Here is a 20,781-nt window from a genome sequence, read left to right as displayed (position 1 = left end):
ACCTTAAAAAGTTAGATGCATATCTAACTTTTTAAGGTATGAAAATGAAGCTTTTACTCATGTCGATTAGGTTCAGCGTTGAGTAATTTTGCAAAAATATCACGTAATGTTTGTACTTCCTCAGCTGACAGCATACCAAACATATTTTGTATAAGTGCGCTAACTTGCTGACGGGAATCTTCTAAAATATCTTCGCCATCAGCTGTAATTTTCAATTGGGATGCTCGTCGATCTGTTGCATGCTGTGTTTTTTCAATAAAGCCAGCATTAATGAGCTTACTTGTTAAAACAGTGACACCACCTGTCGTCACTTTTAACCGATCAGCAATGGCAGAAGGGCGCTTTGGTCCCTCCTGCGATAAGTAGTCTAAAATTAAAATATGGGATTTTGAAAAGCCGAGTACATTATGATTATTCCACTCGTTTGCCCACTTACGCTCAATGGAAGATACTACTTCAAACAACGAGGTAATGGCTCTTTCTTTTTCTTGATCCATATAAGGTCAACTCCAAAACTGTTTTAACTTTCTTGTGCCAATCTTGTCATCGCGTTTAACTCATAAGCACGTACTCTGCGTGGAATAAAACGGCGAATGTCCATCTCATTGTACCCAACTTGAATACGTTTTTCATCAATTAAGATTGGGCTTCGTAACATTCTTGGGTGAGCTTGGATGATGGCAAACAACTCTTGAATAGAGAGCTGATCAATATCAACATTTAAATTTTTAAAATCATTTGAGTTAGTTGCAATGATTTCGTCTGTTCCATCTTCTGTCATGCTTAAAATTTCTTTAAATTCAGCAAGCGTTAGTGGATGTGACGTAATACGTTTTTCTTTATATTCGATTTTGTGATCTTTTAACCATTTTAATGCTTTTCTGGATGAAGAACAGCTCGCTTGTGAATAAATTGTAACTGTCATTCTTCATTCCCCGCTTTCTTTTTTAGGATTATATTTAATATATATCTTATTAGTAAGTTAATTAGGTTATACATATATCTTACTAGTAAGCTATATATAAATCAATAGTTATTTGAAAAATTTTAAACAGAAGTGAATATTTTTTTCTATACTAAAATATACGCACAGAAGAGCGAAAAGTTTCACAAATTCAGCTTACAATGATGTAAGATTTATCAAATCTTACTAATAGATGCTTATAGAATAAAAAGAGCTGTTTTAATATAGAGAGAAATAGTCTGATTTAAAGATGAAAAGTATATTGTTAATCCACTGATTATTAATATGATTTAATGCAGGTTTTTATGCATAGATAAATAAATTTTTGTTTTGGGCTGAGAAAAGGGCTGTTTTCAAAAGCTTGGATAGGTAGGGGAACTGCTCGGGTAGGTCAGGAAACTGCTCGGGTAAGCCGAGAAATCGCTCGGGTAGGTCGGGGAACTGCTCGGGTAAGCCAAGAAATCGCTCGGGTAGGTCGGGGAACTGCTCGGGTAAGCCGAGAAATCGCTCGGGTAGGTCAGGAAACTGCTCGGGTAAGCCGAGAAATCGCTCGGGTAGGTCAGGAAACTGCTCGGGTAAGCCAAGAAATCGCTCGGGTAGGTCAGGGAACTGCTTGGGTAAGCCAAGAGATCGCTCGGGTAGATCGGGGAACTGCTCGGGTAAGCCAAGAAATCGCTCGGGTAGGCCAGGAAATCGCTCGGGTAGGCCAAAAAACTGATCAGGTAGACCAAGAAACCGCTCGGGTAGACGAAGAAACTGCTCGGGTAAGCCAAAAAACTGCTCGGGTAGGCCAAAAACCATTCATGTAGCTCATAGAACCGCCAAATGGATACTACCCGCACTCGAGGCACAAAAAAGAGGGCAGCATCGAGTGATCCATGGATCATACCGATAACTGCCCATATTAATAATATTTCTAGTTTTGTTGTCCTGAAGTAAACCAGTCTTGGACATTCCAAACCTTTGTCGCTAAACCTTCATAGAATTCAGGTTCATGGCTTACTAGTACGATTGTGCCTTTAAATTCTTTCATGGCACGCTTTAGCTCATCTTTTGCATCGACATCTAAGTGGTTTGTCGGTTCGTCAAATAGAAGCCAGTTTGCTTCATCCATCATGAGCTTACATAAACGTACTTTTGCTTGCTCACCACCAGATAAAGAATTAAGTGGGCGAGTAATATGCTCCGTTTTTAGTCCTGCGCGTGCTAATGCTGCACGTACTTGTGCTTGCTCCATAGAAGGGAAGGCATTCCATACATCATCGATAGGCGTAATTTTTTCAGCTTTTACTTCTTGTTCGAAGTAAGATGGGTAAAGATAGTCACCACGAATTACTTTTCCATCTAGCGGATTTATTTTGCCTAACATCGTTTTTAATAATGTTGATTTACCGACACCATTCATACCGACTAGGGCAATTTTTTCCCCACGTTCAATCTCAAATGTAAGTGGAGGAAGTAATGGCTTGTCTTTGTCGTAGCCAATGACTAAGTTTTCAGCCTCTACTACATAACGGCTTGAAGAACGGGCCTCTTTAAAACCAAATTCAGGTTTTACAGCTGTTTCAGGACGGTCGATACGCTCTAAGCGGTCAAGCTGCTTGGCGCGCGATTTTGCACGGCCAGTAGTTGAGTAGCGCGCTTTATTTTTTGCAATAAAATCTTCTTGTTTTTTAATGAATTCCTGTTGTTTTTCATAGGCATCGATATGCTGACGTTTATTGATTTCAGCAAGCTCTAAAAACTTTTCATATGTCGCTGTATAGCGAGTTAGTTTTGAAAATTCTAGTTGGAAGATAACATCCACCGTTTCATTCATAAACTCTGTATCATGCGAAATTAATAAGAAAGCGTGTGGATAGTTCTTTAAATAGTTTTTCAACCATGTAATATGCTCTTCATCCAGATAGTTCGTCGGCTCATCTAGTAATAATACTTTTGGTTTTTCAAGTAATAGCTTTGCTAGTAAAACCTTTGTACGTTGACCACCGGAAAGAGCAGCAACATCACGTTCTAAGCCGATTGCATCAAGACCAAGACCGCGTGCAACCTCTTCAATTTTCATATCAAGAGAATAGAAATCTCCTGCATCTAGCGCATCTTGCACATCAGCCATTTGCTCTAGTAAAACTTCTAATTCTTCAGGTGTTGCTTCAGCCATTTTTCCTGTAATTTCATTAAGCTCTTCTTCTTTTTTATATAAAGGAAGAAAGGCGTCGCGTAATGCATCGCGCATAGTTCGACCAGCTGTCAATACAGTGTGTTGATCTAAATAACCATAATGCGTTCCTGGAAGCCATTCAACCTTCCCAGTATCGTGGATTGCTTGGCCCGTAATAATGCCCATTAATGTTGACTTACCAACACCGTTTGCACCTACAAGACCAATATGATCACCTTCAACTAGACGAAAAGAGACATCTTTAAAAAGCGTGCGGTCACCGAAAGAATGACCTAAATTTTCAACTGTTAATATTGCCATATATGTTCCTCCGAGATAGCGGCTTTTTTATAACCGCTAGTTAATTTCATTTTTAAAGTTCTGCTAATTGTTTATTTAAATCCGCTAGCGTTGCTTCCATATTTGCAAGGCGTTGCTCTGCTTTTGCTACTTGATCATTATGACCTGTAGATTCAAGCTTTTCAATGTCGCCCTGTAAATTCATATAATCCATTTTAAGCTCTTTAATTTGATATTCAATATCACTTTTTGATGGCATGATGATTGCTCCTTTATATGTTTATTTGTATAAATAACGCGTGTAAAAGCGATGGAGGTTTTTTTATCCCCCACCGCTTATTAGTTACTATCAATCGGGTACTTATGATGCTTGAATTCACTTCTTGTAATAACAGCTAAGTGAAAGTGAAAGTTCTACTATATTGTATCATATCCACCTGCAAAGAATCATTAAGTAGAAGCGATATTGTGTCGATCATAAGCGAAATCTAAAAGCAATGACTGTAGTGCTTCATTGTTACTTGTAAGATTGAGCTGTCGTTGTTTTTTAACAGCGCGTTCGCTTCGGGCCTCATGTAATAAAAATTCCATGACAGCATTTTGAATCTGTGATTGCTTCATTTTGCGACCAAGTCCAAGATGAATAAAGCCATTCTGTTCGCGAGGGAAGGCATGTAATAGCTCAGCCTCAGTTTGTGCAAGCGTAATACAAGGCACACCATAAGAGGCGATTTTATAAGGCGTATAGTTAGCATTACAAATAATAATATCTGCTTTTGGTAATAGTTTTAGGAGTGCGTTTTTATCACGAAGAATGGCAGTATTACGACGACTAAGCACCATCATTTGCAAATCATCTGTTGCATGTCGATAGCTATCATCAATCATCACTGTAATTTGTAGTGGAATTTGTAGCTGCGTTAAGTGTCGAAGAGTACGGTAGGTTAAGTTATGCTCGTCCCCATCCTCAAAAGCAACAACAATATGAGGTGGGTTTTCAGGTATTTTACTGTCTGGTCTATCTTCAAAATTCTGATAAGCTTCTGGTAATGCAAAGTTAAAGCTGCCACCAATATAATGAGATGGTAAATAATCTTTAACCTCTTGATAGAGTGCTAGCAAAACACAGTCACAGGCTTGACCACCCTCACCAAAATCATCAAAATGAATGATTGTTTTGCAGAACGGTCGTAAATTTTGTACTTGCCAGCTTTCAGAGTTACGGCCATCTCTTACAATTAAATCAGGCTGAATACCTTTCATTTGCTTTGGCAGCTCATCGAAATGTTCAAATAAGATTGGCGAGAGATTATCATTCATTAAAATTTGAAGCCCATCATTTGAAGGGGTCTTTACAAATATGAAAACTTTTTCATTTGTAAGTAGCTTTGCTAGCGTTGCAACCCGTTCAAAAGGATACAGCCCTTTATCGATACAGCTTTCAATGATGAAAACTATCGTCTTTTTTAGTTCCATTGCTTGAGTTTCGTTTTGCAAATGTATCCCATCCTTTCATTCGTCTATTTAAACTATGGTGAATGATGGGCAAGTATGTGTAAAAAATTAGGATTAGCTAAATTATGACATAATGTGAAATGGAGGATATATTATACTGATAACCGTCTGCCTCAAAATAGTTTTTCAAAACACCTAAAATTAAATGAGTAAGAGCTCCTTCTTTGGCCGATAAATAAAGTAGAGTTTGTGGAAAGTTACATAGGATTGTTTCAGTTTTTTAACAAAAATAGAAGCTAGATGTTTTTGTTCCGGCAGTGTGGCTTCAGGAGCAAACGAGCTTTGAAGGGGGTACAACCAATGGGAATGCGCGCAGCGATTGTTGTAGGGGCTACTGGATTAACTGGTACCTCTCTTGTAGAACAATTATGTGAAAATGATGAATATGTTTCGGTTACGGTTATTGCACGAAGAGCGCCAGCATTTACGCATCCAAAGCTAGAAGTAAAAATTCGTAATTTTGATACTTTAGAGGAAAAAGATATTGAATTTGCACATGAGCTTTATTGTTGTTTAGGGACAACGATAAAAAAAGCAGGATCTCGTGAGGTATTTGAGAAAGTTGATTTTGAATATCCGCTAACGATTGCCTCGTTAGCAAAAAATCGAGGAATCCCACATATGTTAGTTATTACAGCAATGGGGGCAAATGAAAAATCTCCAATTTACTATAATCGAGTAAAAGGAAAGCTTGAACATGATCTTATAGAGCTAGGCTTACAGAGACTTTCAATTATTCGCCCATCTTTATTGACTGGGGAGAGAGAGGAATTTCGCTTAGGTGAAAAGGCGGGAGAGAAAGTTTTAAAATTCGCAAAGCCACTATTAGTTGGGCCATTAAAGCGTTCAAGAGCTATAGAAGCTTCTCAGGTTGCGAAGGCAATGATCGTTATTGCGCTGTACGGCGATAAACAGCCGGTTACAATTTATCAATCTCAGGATTTGGCTAAGTTAGATTTTCCTGAAACGCATGATGAGGATGTTTCAAGGGAGCAATTATTTAATTGGGATAAGCGCGTTGAAGGAGATAAAGTAAATCGTGAAGTCGTGATTAATCGAGATAAATATAAAATAGAGGAAACCGTTGTAGATAAAGAAGTAAAGTTTCATCATCGTGAGGATAAATAAAAGACTTACCACTAAAATTGGGCATTATCTTTTATATTCAATGCAGACAAGTTGATCTTCGCTACGACTGAACGACTCCTTGGGAATCATCGTCACAGACGGACCGCCTAACCTTACTGGTTGGGCGTTTCATTTATAGTTCTAACTATTTGAGCGTCCATACATTGTTAGGACAGTAAAGTGAATACTAGAGTAGGAAAATACCCGCGGAAGCAAAGCAAATACCCGCGGAAGCAAGGTGAATACCCGCGGAAGCAAGGCGAATACCCGCGGAAGCAAGGCGAATACCCGCGGAAGCAAGGAGAATACCCGCGGAAGCAAAGCGAATACCCGCGGAAGCAAGGAGAATACCCGCGGAAGCAGAGCAAATACCCGCGGAAGCAGAGCGAATACCCGCGGAAGCAGGGCGAATACCCGCGGAAGCAAAGCAAATACCCGCGGAAGCAGAGAGAATACCCGCGGAAGCAAAGCGAATACCCGCGGAAGCAAGGTGAATACCCGCGGAAGCAAGGTGAATACCCGCGGAAGCAAGGAGAATAACCGCGGGCAGGGTGAATACCCGCGGAAGCAAAGCGAATACCCGCGGGCAGAGAGAATACCCGCGGAAGCAAGGAGAATACCCGCGGAAGCAAGGTGATTACCCGCGGGCAAAGTGAATACCCGCGGAAGCAAGGCAAATACCCGCGGAAGCAGGGGAAATGCCCGCCTGTAGCAACGAATGTTTTCTGTAGCGAAAGCAACAAAGCGCACAGCCTGAACGGAAATCCAAACTCCACATTATGGGCCAAATATATTTTGATAACAAGTCTTCGCCATACTAAAGTCTTTTTTTTCTGAAGCGATATTTCTTGTATAGACTACGTTCCGCCTAAAGACTGAATTTACGGTTTTAACCACTACAATTCTTTCCGTGCCTCTTTTCATTTGTTACAATATTATTGTAGAAATGAATGTGGAGGCAAAGTGAACATGAAAATTTTACTCGTTGATGGCACAATGTTTGGTCGTAAAACTGGTGCTATTTTAGAGCAAGTGGAGCACTATATTAAAGAATTAGATGCAAGTTTCGAGTTAGAAGTTATGCATTTTAGTCAATATAAGCATCAAATTGTAGACGGTTCACCGTTAAATGATGACATGAAGGAAATGATTCAAAAGTTCGAGGAAGCGGATGCATATATTATCGCTACACCGATTTTCCAAGCTTCGATTCCGGGCGTTTTAAAAAATGCATTTGACTTCTTGCATCCGAAAACAATGCGCTATAAGCCAGTATCGATCGTGGCAAATGGTGGCACGTATCAGCACCATTTAGTAGTAGAAAATCAGTTAAAGCCAATTTTAGACTACTTCCGTGCACTTGTAACGCCGAACTATGTATACACACACACATCTCACTTTGATGCAGATAATAAGATTGTCGACGAAGATGTTCATAATCGTTTACGTGAATTGGCTCGTGTTTTTGTGCAGTATTGTGAAATGAGCAAAACATTACCGAAAGAACCGATTGATCAACATTAAAATAAGATCTTTATCCCTTGTGCGGTGGAAGGAAATCACTGTGCAGGGGATTTTTCTTTTCAAGTATCCCTTTGCGATGTGATAAAATAGAACTTTAGTGAATCGGAAGGGAGGGCTGCTCATGCAGGACATCGCTATACTAGAAAAACAACGCTGTAGTCTAATATTGACTAATAAGGCGAAGGAAGCGGTAGAGGAATGCTCAGCAAATGAGCATGCCTTTTTTGCCTTACAGAAAACATTTACCGTCTATATCGAAAAGCGCAAAGCAAAAACGGTTGGTGAAACATTTTTATCGATTTATTTTAATGCGGAGCAAAATGAAAAATTAACCGACGTTATCGCTGAGAAAACAGCCATTATGGATTGTGTGCTAAAGGTTGAAGGACTGCTAGCTACAAATATTCGTTTTGTACATATGCGTGGCCCAATTAATACAAACCGACGCTTACCAGCAGCATTACAACTTGTCACAAGACCTAATAATGGAGCAGGGATTCCGCTCGATCTTCATAAAAAAATAAGAGAGCTACCGATAGCTGAGGAGCGCACAGAATATGTGAAAAAGCGTATCTCGAGCTGGGAAGGCTATTTAAAAATTCAAGAACGCGATGCGACCGTAGATGATATTCATACAGAATTTAAGCAAAGCTATTTTAATGAAGATTTTACTAGGCTGACAATGGTCTGCCCGTATATAAAATCAAAGGAATGGAAGAAGCTTGAAGGCTTAAGTGTGAACATCCAAGGGGTACGCGGTGAAATTGGACAAGTATTAAAGGTTAATGCAGGGAAGCAGACAATAGAAATTGACTTAAAGCCTTTTGTGCAAGATTTAGCACGTAAAGATCAGCTTAACCTTCGTTCAAAGCAAGCGAGCTTTAGTAATTTTGCGACATTAAGCCAAATTAGGCGATTACGCAATGGTTTTACAAAGCTAGAAAAAGGCGAAGCAGTTAACCCTAATTTAGAGACAATACTATTTGAAAAACGCCCAACTGTCAGAACAGCAAAGCTTCGAGAGGATATTGTATTTCACAATAATTTAAACGAATATCAACGACGGGCTGTTTTAGGAGCATTGTCTGTTGAAGATTTGTATGTAATTCAAGGACCTCCTGGCACAGGAAAGACAACCGTTATTTCTGAAATTTGTCAGCAAAATGTTAAAGCTGGCTTAAAGACACTCGTAGCTTCTCAATCAAATCTAGCCGTGGATAATGCATTAGGACGACTTCTTTCTAATCAAGAAATTCGAATTTTGCGCTATGGTAGAACGGAAAGTATTGAAGAAGAGGGTAAAAAATTTATTGAGGAAAATGTTGCGCTTCATTGGCGTGAGCAAACTCTCGCAGCGATCGAAGAGGAAATCACAGCCTTTACAGAACGTGAACAAGAACTAAAATCAAATATTAGCAAGGCTGAGGAAGAGCTAGAAAAGCTTGAGGCATGGCTTGAGGAGCTAACAAAGGAAATAGCTGCAAAAGAACAGGCTGCAATTGACGAGCCCATTTTACAGCAGGAAATACAAGCGTTAAAGAAAGAATTAAAGGCTGCAAAAACGGAGCAGCAGGAGAACGAGGCGCATAAAGAGCATTACGAAAAACAGCTGGCGCAAATCGAGCCTGCGGTAAAGTCGCTTGAACAGACCCTTGCTGAAAGCCCACCTGTAGAGCAACTAAAGCTTACTTTAGATGAAACTACTCAAAAAATTGAGCAATTGGAAGCAGCTGCTCAATATAAGGAGCTGCAAGAGCAAAAGCAGCATTTGGCACTGCAGTTCAAAGATATTCAATCGAAATATGAAGAGGAAAATAATCGTCTTCGATTAATGAAGGATGCCGAACAATATATCGGTACTTTAACGTCCTATGAGCGAATCCAACGATTTTTACAGCACTATCACATTCGCCCATCCTATGTGCTGTCACAGCAAATTAATCGTTTGCAGCATTTAGAGGATGCCAAAGATTTAGAGGCATGGGCAACCATCAATTCACGTTTACAAAAAGCGATTGCAAAGCTTGAGTCGTTGGTATCTGATGATGAAAAAGAACGTGCCCTTGCTAAAAGTAGATTACAGCCAGTTCAATCGTTTTCGTTGCAAAATCTAACAGGTGTTTTTGCTCAGCTCAATACAGCCTTTCAAGATGATCAAACACCATCTGCCGAGCAACTTGAGAGCTTTTTGCTCGGATTATATATGCGTCGTGATTTTGTTTGGCAAAAAGGTGTAGCACTTAAACAACAACAAGATCATAAAGATCAGGAATTTGAGTCATTACGTAAAGGTATCGGTGGCTTATTACGTCAAGAATGCGCGATTACAAGCTTTGACGTTCAAAGCATACAGCGGCAATTGCAGCCATATTTACAGCATACAGAACGACTCCAGCAGTTAGCTGAGACATTCCAAATGGATGCTGAGCCAGAAGAGTCTGTAGAGCATTTAAAAATACTTGTATCGCAAGAGAAATCTTCTCTTCAAACAGCACGTCAACAGCTCGAGGCAGTAGAGCATGCTAATACACAGCTACTACCAAAGAGAGCGGCACTTCAAACAGCGCAGACTAGCTTACAAGAGATTGAACAACAGCTTACACAATTAGAAGAAAATATTAAAGAAATTAATATAGCTGGATTGAAGAAGGAGAAGCAACTAACAGCTTGCACAAAGCTTCTACAATCAACACCTGAGCGTACTTCCGAGGAAGTAGTGGAAGCAATTGCATCTTCCAAAACAACAATTGTGGAATTACAGCGCAAGGAACAGCAGCTACCTCTTCGAAAAAAATTACAAGAGCAATGGCGTGACAAGCTGCAAAATGCTACTGAATATGATTTAGATGAAATTCGTAAATTATATGTGCGTCATGCGAATGTTATCGGCACGACATGTGTTGCTTCGGCAAGTAAGGAATTTATGGAGAACTACCCGACGTTTGATGTTGTCATTATTGACGAAGTTTCAAAGGCAACACCACCAGAGCTATTATTACCGATGCTTAAAGGTAAAAAAGTTATTTTAGTAGGCGATCATCATCAGTTACCTCCATTACTTGGAGACGATACGTTGGAGGAAACGTTAAAGGCGATGCTCGATGAAAATCCAGACTTTGACGGCGCACAGGAGTTGAAAAATTTACTGCGTGAGTCACTGTTTGAACGTTTATTTAATAACTTACCGCAAACCCATAAGCAAATGCTCGCATTGCAGTACCGAATGCATGAAAAAATTATGCACAGTATTACACCGTTTTACGCGAAAGAGGAAAACGGTCTGCAATGTGGTTTACCTGATTCAGATGCAGCACGAGACCATTGCCTAGAAGGACAATTTGTGAACCGTGATGATCATTTGCTATGGGTTGATATTCCAACTGAAAAACCTTATCTAGAGGAGCAGGTAAAGGGCGGAACGAGTCGTTACAATGAGGGTGAATTACAAACAATCCGACGTATTTTAATAGATTTGAATACGTCTGTTATTGAAGCTAAAGCAGCGGGACGCATACCTCAGGATGCGCAAAAAAGTGTAGGGGTAATTAGCTTCTACGGGGAGCAAGTAAAGAAAATTAATCGCCTTCTGCAACAGGAATTACAGCTACCGCATCTTCAATTTAGAACAGGGACAGTCGATAAGTTCCAAGGTATGGAGATGGATGTCATATTAGTTAGTATGGTACGTAATACGCCTAAAGGGGGAGACGTTGGCTTTGCAAGAGATTATCGCCGCTTAAACGTTGCCTTATCTCGTGCCCGAGAGCTATTACTACTTGTCGGAAGTGCTGAGATGTTTGCCAAACGTGCGAAGCATCCAGATACACGAGAGATGTACAGCAATCTGTTAGAGACCGTGAAATCCTATAACGGCTTGCGTAATCATGAAGGACAGGTGATGTAGATTGTTAAAATTGCAGCAGCGCTTAATGCGTGAACTTCAGCAAAATCGACATATTAAAATCGTCAAAACCGATGAATGGTGCATCCCGATTCGAACAGTAGAAGTGACATATGAGCCAGTTCGCCGTTCTACTATGGATGTCCTGATGACAATGCTGTTAATGAGCATACAGGAAGCGGATTTTGCAAATGCACAAGAATTAAGTGAGCTATTACTAGTCGATCCGTTATTTATTGAGGATTTAGTATCGTTAATGTCTCGAGTAAGTCTTATTGAGCAAACGGAAGACTTCTATAGACTAACCTCTAAAGGGCAGCAGCAACTGGAACGTGGCATCTTTGAAGAGGAGCTAGATGTAGAAATGGCCAACCTTTACTATAGCCCATGCCATCTTGCATTTCTTGCTGTAGCCGAGGACAATATGGAAGAATACGATGATCTACCAGAGCTATATCGCTATGTGGATGAAGAGGCTGAGAAGCAGGAGCATTTCGAAGAAGCACTGTTAATAGAAGCGCTACAGCAAGAGGATGAAGAAAAAGCTGGAGCTGGAGCCTCTCAAAAAATAATTTCAAAAATTGTTCAAACCGACGCTAAACAAATTAATGATATCCCATGCCTTGAATTTGTCCTTCACGATAAAGAGCAAGATATTTTGTTCGTTCGTATATGGAATGCGCTCTTAAATCAATGGGATTCACACCTAGAACAACAGCTCACAGAAAAAGAACAACTAAGGTGGCGTGAACAATACTTATAAGACAAAAAACGAACGTGCGTAGCGTTCGTTTTTTTTGTGTTTTTTGAGGCGTATGTCGATAAAACGGAAAAGTTGGGTGATAAATTATAAAAGTTGAGTGATAAATTCAAAAAAGTAGGGCGATAAAATGATAAAAAGCCTCGATAAAATTTTAAGCTTGCATATATTATTACAAAAAAAAGGAGGGGACCGATGTTTACGATTAGTTTATGTATGATTGTCAAAAATGAAGAATGTATTATTGAAAGATGCTTAGACTCCGTTCAACATTTAGTGGATGAAATCAATATTATTGATACGGGCTCAACTGATCGTACAAAAGATATCGTCCAAAACTATACCTCTCGAATTTTTGATTTTACCTGGTGTGACGACTTTGCCAAAGCTCGTAACTTTTCCTTTCAGCAAGCTACGAAAGATTTTATTTTATGGCTCGATGCAGATGATGTAATCACAACAGAACATCAGCAAAAGTTACTACAACTTAAGCAGTCGCTTTATGATCCTAACGTCGATGCTGTTTCCATGGATTATTATGTAATGCTCGATGCAGATGGCTGTGTAGAATCAAGTGAAAAAAGGTTTCGTCTCGTAAAACGTGCACGTAATTTTCAGTGGCGGGGTGCCGTCCATGAGTATTTAGATGTAACAGGCCAGCTTTATCATAGCGATATAGCGGTTACACATTTGCCAAGAAAAAGTGATATTCATCGCAATATTAATATTTATGAGCGTTTAAAGAAAGAAGGGCACCCATTTTCAGCTAGAGAAACATTTCATTACGCAAATGAGCTCAAAATTCATCAGCGATTTTTAGAAGCTATCAATCACTATAATATTTTCCTAGATTCCACAAAAGGCACAACTGATGATCGAATTCAAGCTTGCTTAAATTTAGCGGATTGCTACCAACAGCTACACGATTCAAAACAAGCAACACAAGCTATTTTACAATCATTATTATATGATCGACCAAGACCAGAAACATGCTGTCGAATCGGTCATTTTTTTATGGAGCAATTAAAAAATAAAGAGGCAATTTACTGGTATTCACATGCATTACAGCAACCGATAGAACAGACAATGGCTACGCACAAGCATGCTTATTCTACATGGCTTCCACATCTACAGCTAAGCTTGTTATACAATCGCTTGCGTCTCTATGAAAATGCATATCAGTATAATGAAGTAGCACGTAAATTTAAGCCAAAAGATCAGCGCATACTAGATAACCGAAAATTCCTGTTAAGTCAGTTAAAGAAGTAAGACCGTCATGGAAAGGGAACATCAATAAAATTTATATAGATACCGTAACCAATTAACATCGATACAAAAACGACAATTGTCATACAAATCACATTCCGAGGTCTGAAAGTTCGAGCATCCATTCATCCATCCCCTTTCGATTTTGTGAACATTCTGTTAACTCAACATATGTTTGGAGAGTTTGAGTATGCAGTTCATCTGATATTTTTATTTGAAGCATAGAAAAAGAGCAAATTCATGCTAATTGTGAATTTGCTCTTTAAATTAGGCTATTTTCTAAATTGTTGCTATTCAATTAACGGAGGTAATACTTTTGCTGTTTTAAACATTTCTTAGTATGAGGGAGACATTTAACCTGAAATGTGGGTTTACGAGGTGTTATTGATCAAACTTTATTTTAAACCAATATTAATACCTATCGAAGTCTTTTATAATCGAGGGAGTGGTTTGTACTGAAACTTCTAACAGAATCAAAAAGTACATCAAGAAATCTAAAAGAAATTTTAAAATCCTATCCATTAACTTCATTCTTTGTTATGGCATATTTATTTTCGTGGATTGTATTAATTCCATTTATCTTTTCTCAATGGAATATCATCCCCAAAACTAAAATTTTTGATGTTTTCTTTGTACTTAATGCATTCGTTGGTCCTATGTTAGCTACTTATATTATGATTCGGACTCTGGAAGGAAAAGGAGCTTGGACAGTTTTTGTAAAAGGAATATGGAAGCTTAAAGTAGGTTTAAAATGGTACTTATTTGCACTTATCGTCATTCCTGCTGTGATATATTTGGGATTTGTAATGTTAAACGGAGGAATTCCAACTTTTAAAGGGCTTACAACGCTATTTTACGCAACATACCTTCTTCATCTTGTTGAAATTTTCTTCTTTGGTGGTCCGTTTCCAGAAGAAATTGGTTGGCGAGGTTTTGCTTTACCTCGAATGCAATCTAAGTTTGGATCATTAAAGGCAACGCTATTACTTGGGATTCTTTGGGCGTTTTGGCATTTACCTCATTTTTTAACCGCAGCACAAAAAGGTGGCCCAGGTTCAAACATTTCTCTTCTTTATTATGATTTACCTATTTTTATTGTGCTATGCCTAGCTGCTTCTATCATTTTAACTTGGGTGTTCAACTCCAAACAAGGAAATTTGTTTATTGTTATGTTGGTTCACGCTAGTTTGAATACTTTTGGTTTAACACAACCTTATCTTACTAACCCTGCTTTGAAAGAATCTGATTTATCCGTTAGTCTAGGATTAGGTCTTTTAGCTTTGATAATTTTGATTTTTACAAAGGGTAAATTGGGATATAAGTATTCTTCTCCTGAAGTAGAATTAGGTAACCAAGGGAATCTTAAACAAAAGGGCGCTTGAGTTTAGGATAGCTGGATGGTGTAGAATGAAGCAGCCAACTGTAAGCGAAATAATAAAAAGATTAAAATTAGTTCTTATAAGTGAAATGACAAGGGAAGAAGTTTCCGATTGGGCTACGTTATATGTGATGGCTGATAATCCTAATATTGATGATGAAAATGTCTGGGATTTGCTAATTTTACTTAGTGGAATAGACATATTAATATTCGATTTAAGAAATATCAAACCAAAAAACAGAGTTGATTCTACACATTTTGTAGATTTACTCTGTTTTTATGTTTTAACAGCAACAATCTTTTATAAAACAGCCTTAAACCCAGCTCTGTGGGGAACCTGATCATTTTACCTTGCTTACCTAATCAGTTCTCCGGCAAGTAAATGGCTCAGAATAATTTCTACCCCGAACTTATGGTATATTAGACAGTACATAGTTAGTAAAGGAGTACGAAAAAATATGGTTAAAAGTGTAGTTATTGCTGAAAAACCTTCAGTTGCACGTGATATAGCAAATGTTTTGAAATGTAATAAAAAGGGGAACGGATTTTTAGAAGGTGACAAATATATAGTTACTTGGGCATTAGGACATTTAGTAACATTAGCCGATCCAGAAGCCTACGATAATAAATATAAAACATGGAATTTAGAAGACCTTCCGATGTTGCCAGAACGAATGAAGCTAGTAGTGATGAAGCAAACGGGTAAGCAATATAATGCGGTCAAATCACAGTTAACGCGTAATGATGTAAATGAAATCATTGTGGCTACTGATGCTGGGCGTGAAGGTGAATTAGTTGCTCGATGGATTATTGACAAAGCAAATGTGAAAAAGCCAATTAAACGCTTATGGATTTCATCTGTCACAGATAAAGCGATTAAAGAAGGATTTGCTAATTTAAAACCGGGTAAAGACTACGATAATCTATATGCTGCTGCGGTTGCACGTTCTGAGGCTGACTGGTATATCGGATTAAACGCGACACGTGCTTTAACAACAAGATTCAATGCACAGCTGAACTGTGGCCGTGTTCAAACCCCGACTGTTGCGATTATTGCTGCACGCGAAGATGAAATTAAAAACTTCAAACCACAAACGTACTACGGTATTGAAGCACAAACAGATTCATTAAAGCTTACATGGCAAGACGCGAACGGTAATTCACGTAGCTTTAATAAAGAAAAAGTTGACGTTATTGTCAAAGCACTAGGCAATCAAGATGCAAAAATTGCTTCAATTGATCGCAAGCCTAAAAAATCATTTGCCCCAGGTCTTTATGATTTAACAGAATTACAGCGAGATGCCAATAAATTATTTGGTTATTCTGCAAAAGAAACATTAAATATTATGCAAAAACTATATGAATCTCATAAAGTGCTGACATACCCTCGTACAGATTCACGTTATTTATCATCTGATATTGTAGGCACATTACCTGAACGTCTAAAAGCATGTGGCATCGGCGAATACCGTACATTAACGAATAAAATTTTAACTAAGCCAATTAAAGCGAATAAATCATTTGTAGATGACAGTAAAGTATCCGATCACCATGCCATCATTCCAACTGAGGGCTATGTGAACTTCTCTGCATTCAATGATAAAGAGCGTAAAATTTATGATTTAGTCGTAAAACGATTTTTAGCTGTATTATTCCCAGCACAAGAATATGAGCAATTAACAGTACAAGCTCAAATCGGTAATGAGAAGTTCATCGCTAAAGGGAAAACCGTAACAGTTGCAGGTTGGAAAGAAGTATATCAAAATCGTTTTGAGGATGAAGAATCAACGGATGATGTCAAAGAGCAGCTCCTTCCTCGTTTAGAACAAGGACAAGTATTAAAAACAAAGCTAATTGCCCAAACATCTGGTCAAACAAAACCGCCAGCACGTTTTACAGAGGCGACATTATTATCAGCTATGGAAAATCCTACGAAGTATATGGAAACGAACGACAAGAAGCTTGCAGATACGTTGAAATCAACAGGCGGGTTAGGAACAGTTGCAACACGAGCAGATATTATTGAAAAGCTCTTTAATTCATTCTTAATCGAAAAACGTGGAGGCAAAGAAATTTACATTACATCCAAAGGTCGTCAATTACTTGACTTAGTGCCTGAAGAATTACGCTCTCCAGCGACAACAGCCGAGTGGGAGCAAAAGCTTGAGCTAATTTCAAAAGGTAAGTTGAAAAAAGACGTGTTCATCAATGAAATGAAAAAGCACACTCAAGAAATAGTCGCTGAAATTAAAGCAAGTGATAAAAAATATAAGCATGATAATATCTCAACAAAATCATGTCCTGATTGCGGCAAGCCAATGCTTGAAGTCAACGGTAAAAAAGGTAAAATGCTTGTCTGCCAAGACCGTGATTGTGGACATCGTAAAAACGTATCACGCGTCACAAACGCACGATGCCCACAATGTAAGAAAAAGCTAGAACTTCGTGGTGAAGGTGATGGCCAAATCTTCGTATGTAAATGTGGATATCGCGAAAAGTTATCTGCATTTGAAGCCCGTCGTAAAAAAGAAGGCGGTGGCAAGGTAGATAAGCGTAGCGTGCAGAAATACATGAAACAGCAAGAAAAAGAAGCAGAACCAATTAACAATGCGTTTGCGGATTTGTTAAAAGGGATGAAGTTTGATTAAAGTTTTGAAGAATACAATCTAGTTAGCACGAGGAAAGGGATTGTATATTTCTTTTCCTTGTGGACTTATTTCGGGTTACTGTCGCTTTGCTTTCGCACCAATAAAATATTGTTGCTGAAATTTCATTTAATATATAAAAGTAAACTGCCGGAAGATATATACCGTGTTAGGGTTGATTGGAGTGGAAGCTGGAAGCCCACAGTAAAGCGCCCAGCCGAAACGTATTAAACCCCTCGCTCTGCCGAATAGCCATACTATTAATTAATAGGACACCTTATTTTCCTTGACCAATAGTTTTTTTACAACAAATGCTCATGTGTATTGTCACATGAGCATTTGATATGAGTAATTACATTTATTTTTCAATCTCCTCAATGACGATGTCGGGACAATTTATTTCCGAGAACAATTCATCTATATCTGTTATTTCAAAAGGAAAAACGACACCTTTTACATTTTTCTGTTGAGCAATTTTAGCTAAAGAAGCAGTTGCCATGGCTGTTGTATGATAATCAGAAAAGGTGGATAAGGCTAATGTTTTTAACTTCTCTTGGTTATCGATGATTCCTTTTACTTCAACAGTAAGAAAAGCATTTTCATTTTTATGAGGCTTATGTTTTACTACCTTTGAGAGAAAATCCTTGTACTTATGAACATTTTCTATGAAACCAACTTGTCTTAAAAAAGATACTAGTTTATTGAAAGCATTGGCATTCCAAGAAGTCCAATAATTTATAGAGTTAACACCCAATATGTCTTTTAAGAAAGGTTTTTCTGAATGGTCAATAAATCGTACCTCTTTTTCTTTAAGGGGATGAAGGAAAATCATTTTTCTTTTTTTAGTAAATCCAGATATAACTTTGTTTTCAAGCTTAACTGGTTGAGCAATTATATTTAACATATCTAAAATTCCAGATATACCAGCTTTAGCATTTGTATTTTGTAATAATCCAACATTTATCTCTGTCACTTCTGAAAAATTAGAAATAGCCTTTTTTACCATTAAGCCTGATAAGCCGGGGAAAAATCCAGACATTACAACTAAACCTACATCATTATTCTCTGCATCTTCATTAAGTTCGTTAACTTTTTCTACAAAATCATAATAGGGTGTAACATCTAGACATAATATTTTATTTTCTATACATGCCTTTTGAATATGTGGATTTTTCTGTTTCAATACTACAACTACAATATCAAGATTTTTTATTACCTGCGTTACATTTTCTTCTTTATTTACATCTAAATATTGAAATTGAACATCAGCGTTAAAAGAATTCGCTAATTTTTCTCCTCGTTCAGTTTTATAGTCTGTCACTATTAGCTTTATTTGATTATCGAATATTCTTAATAACTCACTACAAACTAATTGACCAAGAACTCCAGATGCTCCAACAACCATAATCTTTTTCATATTTCAACAACCACCCATTTTACTTTACTAAAGATCGTAATATGCTTGCTTTTTTATTATACATGAAATAACAAAGATGGAATTCGAATGGGATATAGCGTCTTTGGTGATGGAAATTTCAGAAAATATATTGAATTACAAAAATATTCATACTACTGTATGTAACATGAAAATGAAGTTTAAACTTCAAAAACTAAAATAAAAAGGATGTACTTCTTTGATGGATAATCAAACAATTCAACAAGTCATTCAACATAAATACCAGGAGCTTTCGAAGAGTCAGCAAAAGGTAGCAATCTTTATCCTCAAAAATTTGCAGACTGTCGGTGTTCATTCAGCTGCTTATGTGGGGAAAAGGCAGGGGTAAGTGAAACGACGGTTATCCGCTTTTGCTACGCTATAGCATTATCGGGTTATGCTGAGTTGCAGAGAGAGATTACGATGCATCTATTCAATGAAGTGACGCAATGCCAGCACTAATTGCAGGTATGACTGCTCAAGATCACGACTATTATGAAAATCAACGCGTAAAATATGATGATTTCCAAAATAGCTTTTTAGCAAATCGATGGAGTTGAATACTATGAATAAATTTTTACAAAACTTACAGCCGAGATTGGCTGATATTTTTACACATCTACATGAGCATCCGGAAATTAGCTGGCAGGAAAAGAAGACAACGCAATACATCGCCAATTTATTGAAGGAGGCACAGATGGAGCCTCGGTTGTTCGAGGATATGACGGGGCTGTATGTAGATATTGGGGAAGGGATACCGAGAGTCGGATTTCGTACGGATATTGATGCACTATGGCAGGAAGTAGATGGCAAATTTCAAGCTAATCATTCTTGCGGTCATGATGGTCACATGACGATGGCTATTGGGACGGCACTAGTGTTAAAGGATATGGAGCATTTACTTCCCGGTGCAGTACGTATTCTTTTTCAGCCTGCTGAAGAAAAGGCACAGGGAGCTCGCGCATTCGTTGAGAAGGGGCTTATTGATCATCTAGAATACTTATTTGGTGTTCATGTTCGTCCATTAAAAGAATTACAGGACGGAACGTATGCCCCAGCATTGTACCACGGTGCTGCAAAGCTTTTTACTGGGACCATTATTGGAGAAGAGGCACATGGTGCACGCCCAGAACTCGGCATTAATGTTATTGAGGTAGGGGCAGCGATTGTCGAAGGTTTACAAAAAATCTGGACAGACCCCAATGTCTCTGCGTCCGTCAAAATGACGCAATTTAATGCAGGAGGAACCTCTACAAATATTATTCCTGGGAAAGCAACATTTAGCATCGATGCACGAGCACAAACAAATGAAGTAATGCAAGCTATGACAGAAGGTATTGAACGTGTAAAGACATCGGTAGAAGCGATGTATGGAGCGAAAATTTCTTTAAATGTTGATGCGCATATTGTTGCCGCGTTAGTGAATGAAGAGGCATTACAGCATATGAATTCGGCTATTGTTGACGTGGTTGGCGAAAAAGCATGTGCTTCATCAGTTGTTACCCCTGGAGGAGAGGATTTTCATTTTTATACGTATGAGCGTCCTAATCTGAAAGCAACTATGCTTGGCTTAGGTTGTGGTGTAACACCGGGATTACATCATCCGAAAATGACCTTTAATCGCGAGCGGCTTATTACCGGTGTGAACATTATCACGAGAGCTATTTTAAGAGCGTTATAGACACTAGCCGTTTTGTAAAAAATATTATTAATATAATAGCTTTAGTGACACCATATTTAATGGGGATCGTTTTTATTATTTTGATATACTCCATCTTCTCGTGGCTGCGTAAAATACCAAAAG

18 protein-coding genes are annotated in these 20,781 nt (G+C 38.3%); 11 read left to right on the top strand and 7 right to left on the bottom strand.

The window, feature by feature from the left end; translation table 11 throughout:
- Positions 1 to 53: 53 nt before the first annotated feature.
- From AMS59_RS15140 to AMS59_RS15115, 6 genes are all read right to left on the bottom strand, one after another.
- Positions 54 to 497 (bottom strand): MarR family winged helix-turn-helix transcriptional regulator, encoded by a 444-nt coding sequence (locus AMS59_RS15140; RefSeq protein ID WP_053484571.1) that lies wholly within the window; start codon positions 495 to 497, stop codon positions 54 to 56.
- 23 nt (positions 498 to 520) lie between these two features.
- Positions 521 to 925: a transcriptional regulator Spx gene (gene spx, locus AMS59_RS15135; protein ID WP_053484570.1), complete on the bottom strand. Its 405-nt coding sequence runs from the start codon at positions 923 to 925 to the stop codon at positions 521 to 523.
- Positions 926 to 1,267: 342 nt separating this feature from the next.
- Positions 1,268 to 1,765, bottom strand: coding sequence for a hypothetical protein (locus AMS59_RS15130; RefSeq protein WP_053484569.1), 498 nt, complete (start codon positions 1,763 to 1,765; stop codon positions 1,268 to 1,270).
- 115 nt (positions 1,766 to 1,880) lie between these two features.
- Positions 1,881 to 3,446, bottom strand: a complete 1,566-nt coding sequence (locus tag AMS59_RS15125; protein ID WP_053484568.1) for an ABC-F family ATP-binding cassette domain-containing protein — start codon at positions 3,444 to 3,446, stop codon at positions 1,881 to 1,883.
- 52 nt (positions 3,447 to 3,498) lie between these two features.
- On the bottom strand, positions 3,499 to 3,684 hold the full coding sequence (locus tag AMS59_RS15120) for an SE1832 family protein (protein ID WP_053484567.1): 186 nt from the start codon (positions 3,682 to 3,684) through the stop codon (positions 3,499 to 3,501).
- Between the two features lie 191 nt (positions 3,685 to 3,875).
- A complete protein-coding gene (locus AMS59_RS15115; RefSeq protein WP_053484566.1) occupies positions 3,876 to 4,922 on the bottom strand; it encodes a PseG/SpsG family protein in 1,047 nt (348 codons plus the stop codon).
- Positions 4,923 to 5,240: 318 nt separating this feature from the next.
- On the opposite strand from AMS59_RS15115, the gene AMS59_RS15110 reads away from it, so the two are divergent.
- The 9 genes from AMS59_RS15110 to AMS59_RS15070 all read left to right on the top strand — a co-directional run bounded on the left by AMS59_RS15110 (position 5,241) and on the right by AMS59_RS15070 (position 17,545).
- Entirely contained in the window at positions 5,241 to 6,068 is an 828-nt protein-coding gene (locus tag AMS59_RS15110; protein ID WP_053484565.1) for an NAD(P)H-binding protein, read from the top strand.
- Between the two features lie 180 nt (positions 6,069 to 6,248).
- Complete coding sequence (locus AMS59_RS25335; protein WP_156304680.1) at positions 6,249 to 6,608, top strand: hypothetical protein; 360 nt, start codon at positions 6,249 to 6,251, stop codon at positions 6,606 to 6,608.
- Between the two features lie 429 nt (positions 6,609 to 7,037).
- Entirely contained in the window at positions 7,038 to 7,592 is a 555-nt protein-coding gene (locus AMS59_RS15100; RefSeq protein ID WP_053484563.1) for an NADPH-dependent FMN reductase, read from the top strand.
- Between the two features lie 121 nt (positions 7,593 to 7,713).
- Positions 7,714 to 11,496 (top strand): ATP-binding protein, encoded by a 3,783-nt coding sequence (locus tag AMS59_RS15095; protein ID WP_053484562.1) that lies wholly within the window; start codon positions 7,714 to 7,716, stop codon positions 11,494 to 11,496.
- A gap of 1 nt (position 11,497) precedes the next feature.
- Positions 11,498 to 12,256: a hypothetical protein gene (locus AMS59_RS15090; protein WP_053484561.1), complete on the top strand. Its 759-nt coding sequence runs from the start codon at positions 11,498 to 11,500 to the stop codon at positions 12,254 to 12,256.
- Positions 12,257 to 12,448: 192 nt separating this feature from the next.
- Positions 12,449 to 13,522, top strand: a complete 1,074-nt coding sequence (locus tag AMS59_RS15085) for a glycosyltransferase family 2 protein (RefSeq protein WP_053484560.1) — start codon at positions 12,449 to 12,451, stop codon at positions 13,520 to 13,522.
- A gap of 536 nt (positions 13,523 to 14,058) precedes the next feature.
- Positions 14,059 to 14,901: a type II CAAX endopeptidase family protein gene (locus AMS59_RS15080; protein WP_082337530.1), complete on the top strand. Its 843-nt coding sequence runs from the start codon at positions 14,059 to 14,061 to the stop codon at positions 14,899 to 14,901.
- Positions 14,902 to 14,926: 25 nt separating this feature from the next.
- Positions 14,927 to 15,238 carry a hypothetical protein gene (locus tag AMS59_RS24375; RefSeq protein ID WP_082337529.1) on the top strand — a complete coding sequence of 104 codons (312 nt, stop codon included), beginning with the start codon at positions 14,927 to 14,929 and terminating at the stop codon, positions 15,236 to 15,238.
- Between the two features lie 117 nt (positions 15,239 to 15,355).
- Positions 15,356 to 17,545 carry a DNA topoisomerase III gene (locus AMS59_RS15070; protein WP_053484558.1) on the top strand — a complete coding sequence of 730 codons (2,190 nt, stop codon included), beginning with the start codon at positions 15,356 to 15,358 and terminating at the stop codon, positions 17,543 to 17,545.
- A gap of 355 nt (positions 17,546 to 17,900) precedes the next feature.
- Here the strand turns inward: AMS59_RS15070 and AMS59_RS15065 are convergent, their stop codons facing one another.
- The gene (locus AMS59_RS15065) at positions 17,901 to 18,959 is read right to left on the bottom strand and encodes a saccharopine dehydrogenase family protein (RefSeq protein ID WP_053484557.1); all 1,059 of its coding nucleotides are present in this window, start codon (positions 18,957 to 18,959) and stop codon (positions 17,901 to 17,903) included.
- A 217-nt stretch (positions 18,960 to 19,176) separates the two neighbouring features.
- On the opposite strand from AMS59_RS15065, the gene AMS59_RS26385 reads away from it, so the two are divergent.
- Positions 19,177 to 19,326 (top strand): hypothetical protein, encoded by a 150-nt coding sequence (locus AMS59_RS26385; RefSeq protein WP_234007808.1) that lies wholly within the window; start codon positions 19,177 to 19,179, stop codon positions 19,324 to 19,326.
- A gap of 216 nt (positions 19,327 to 19,542) precedes the next feature.
- Complete coding sequence (locus AMS59_RS15060; RefSeq protein WP_053484556.1) at positions 19,543 to 20,658, top strand: M20 peptidase aminoacylase family protein; 1,116 nt, start codon at positions 19,543 to 19,545, stop codon at positions 20,656 to 20,658.
- Positions 20,659 to 20,781 lie beyond the last annotated feature (123 nt).

This window comes from Lysinibacillus sp. FJAT-14745 (genome assembly GCF_001275675.1).
Taxonomy (GTDB): Bacteria; Bacillota; Bacilli; order Bacillales_A; family Planococcaceae; genus Lysinibacillus.
The sequence above is the reverse complement of the archived record's forward strand: the minus strand, read 5'-3'. Positions and strand labels throughout refer to the sequence as shown.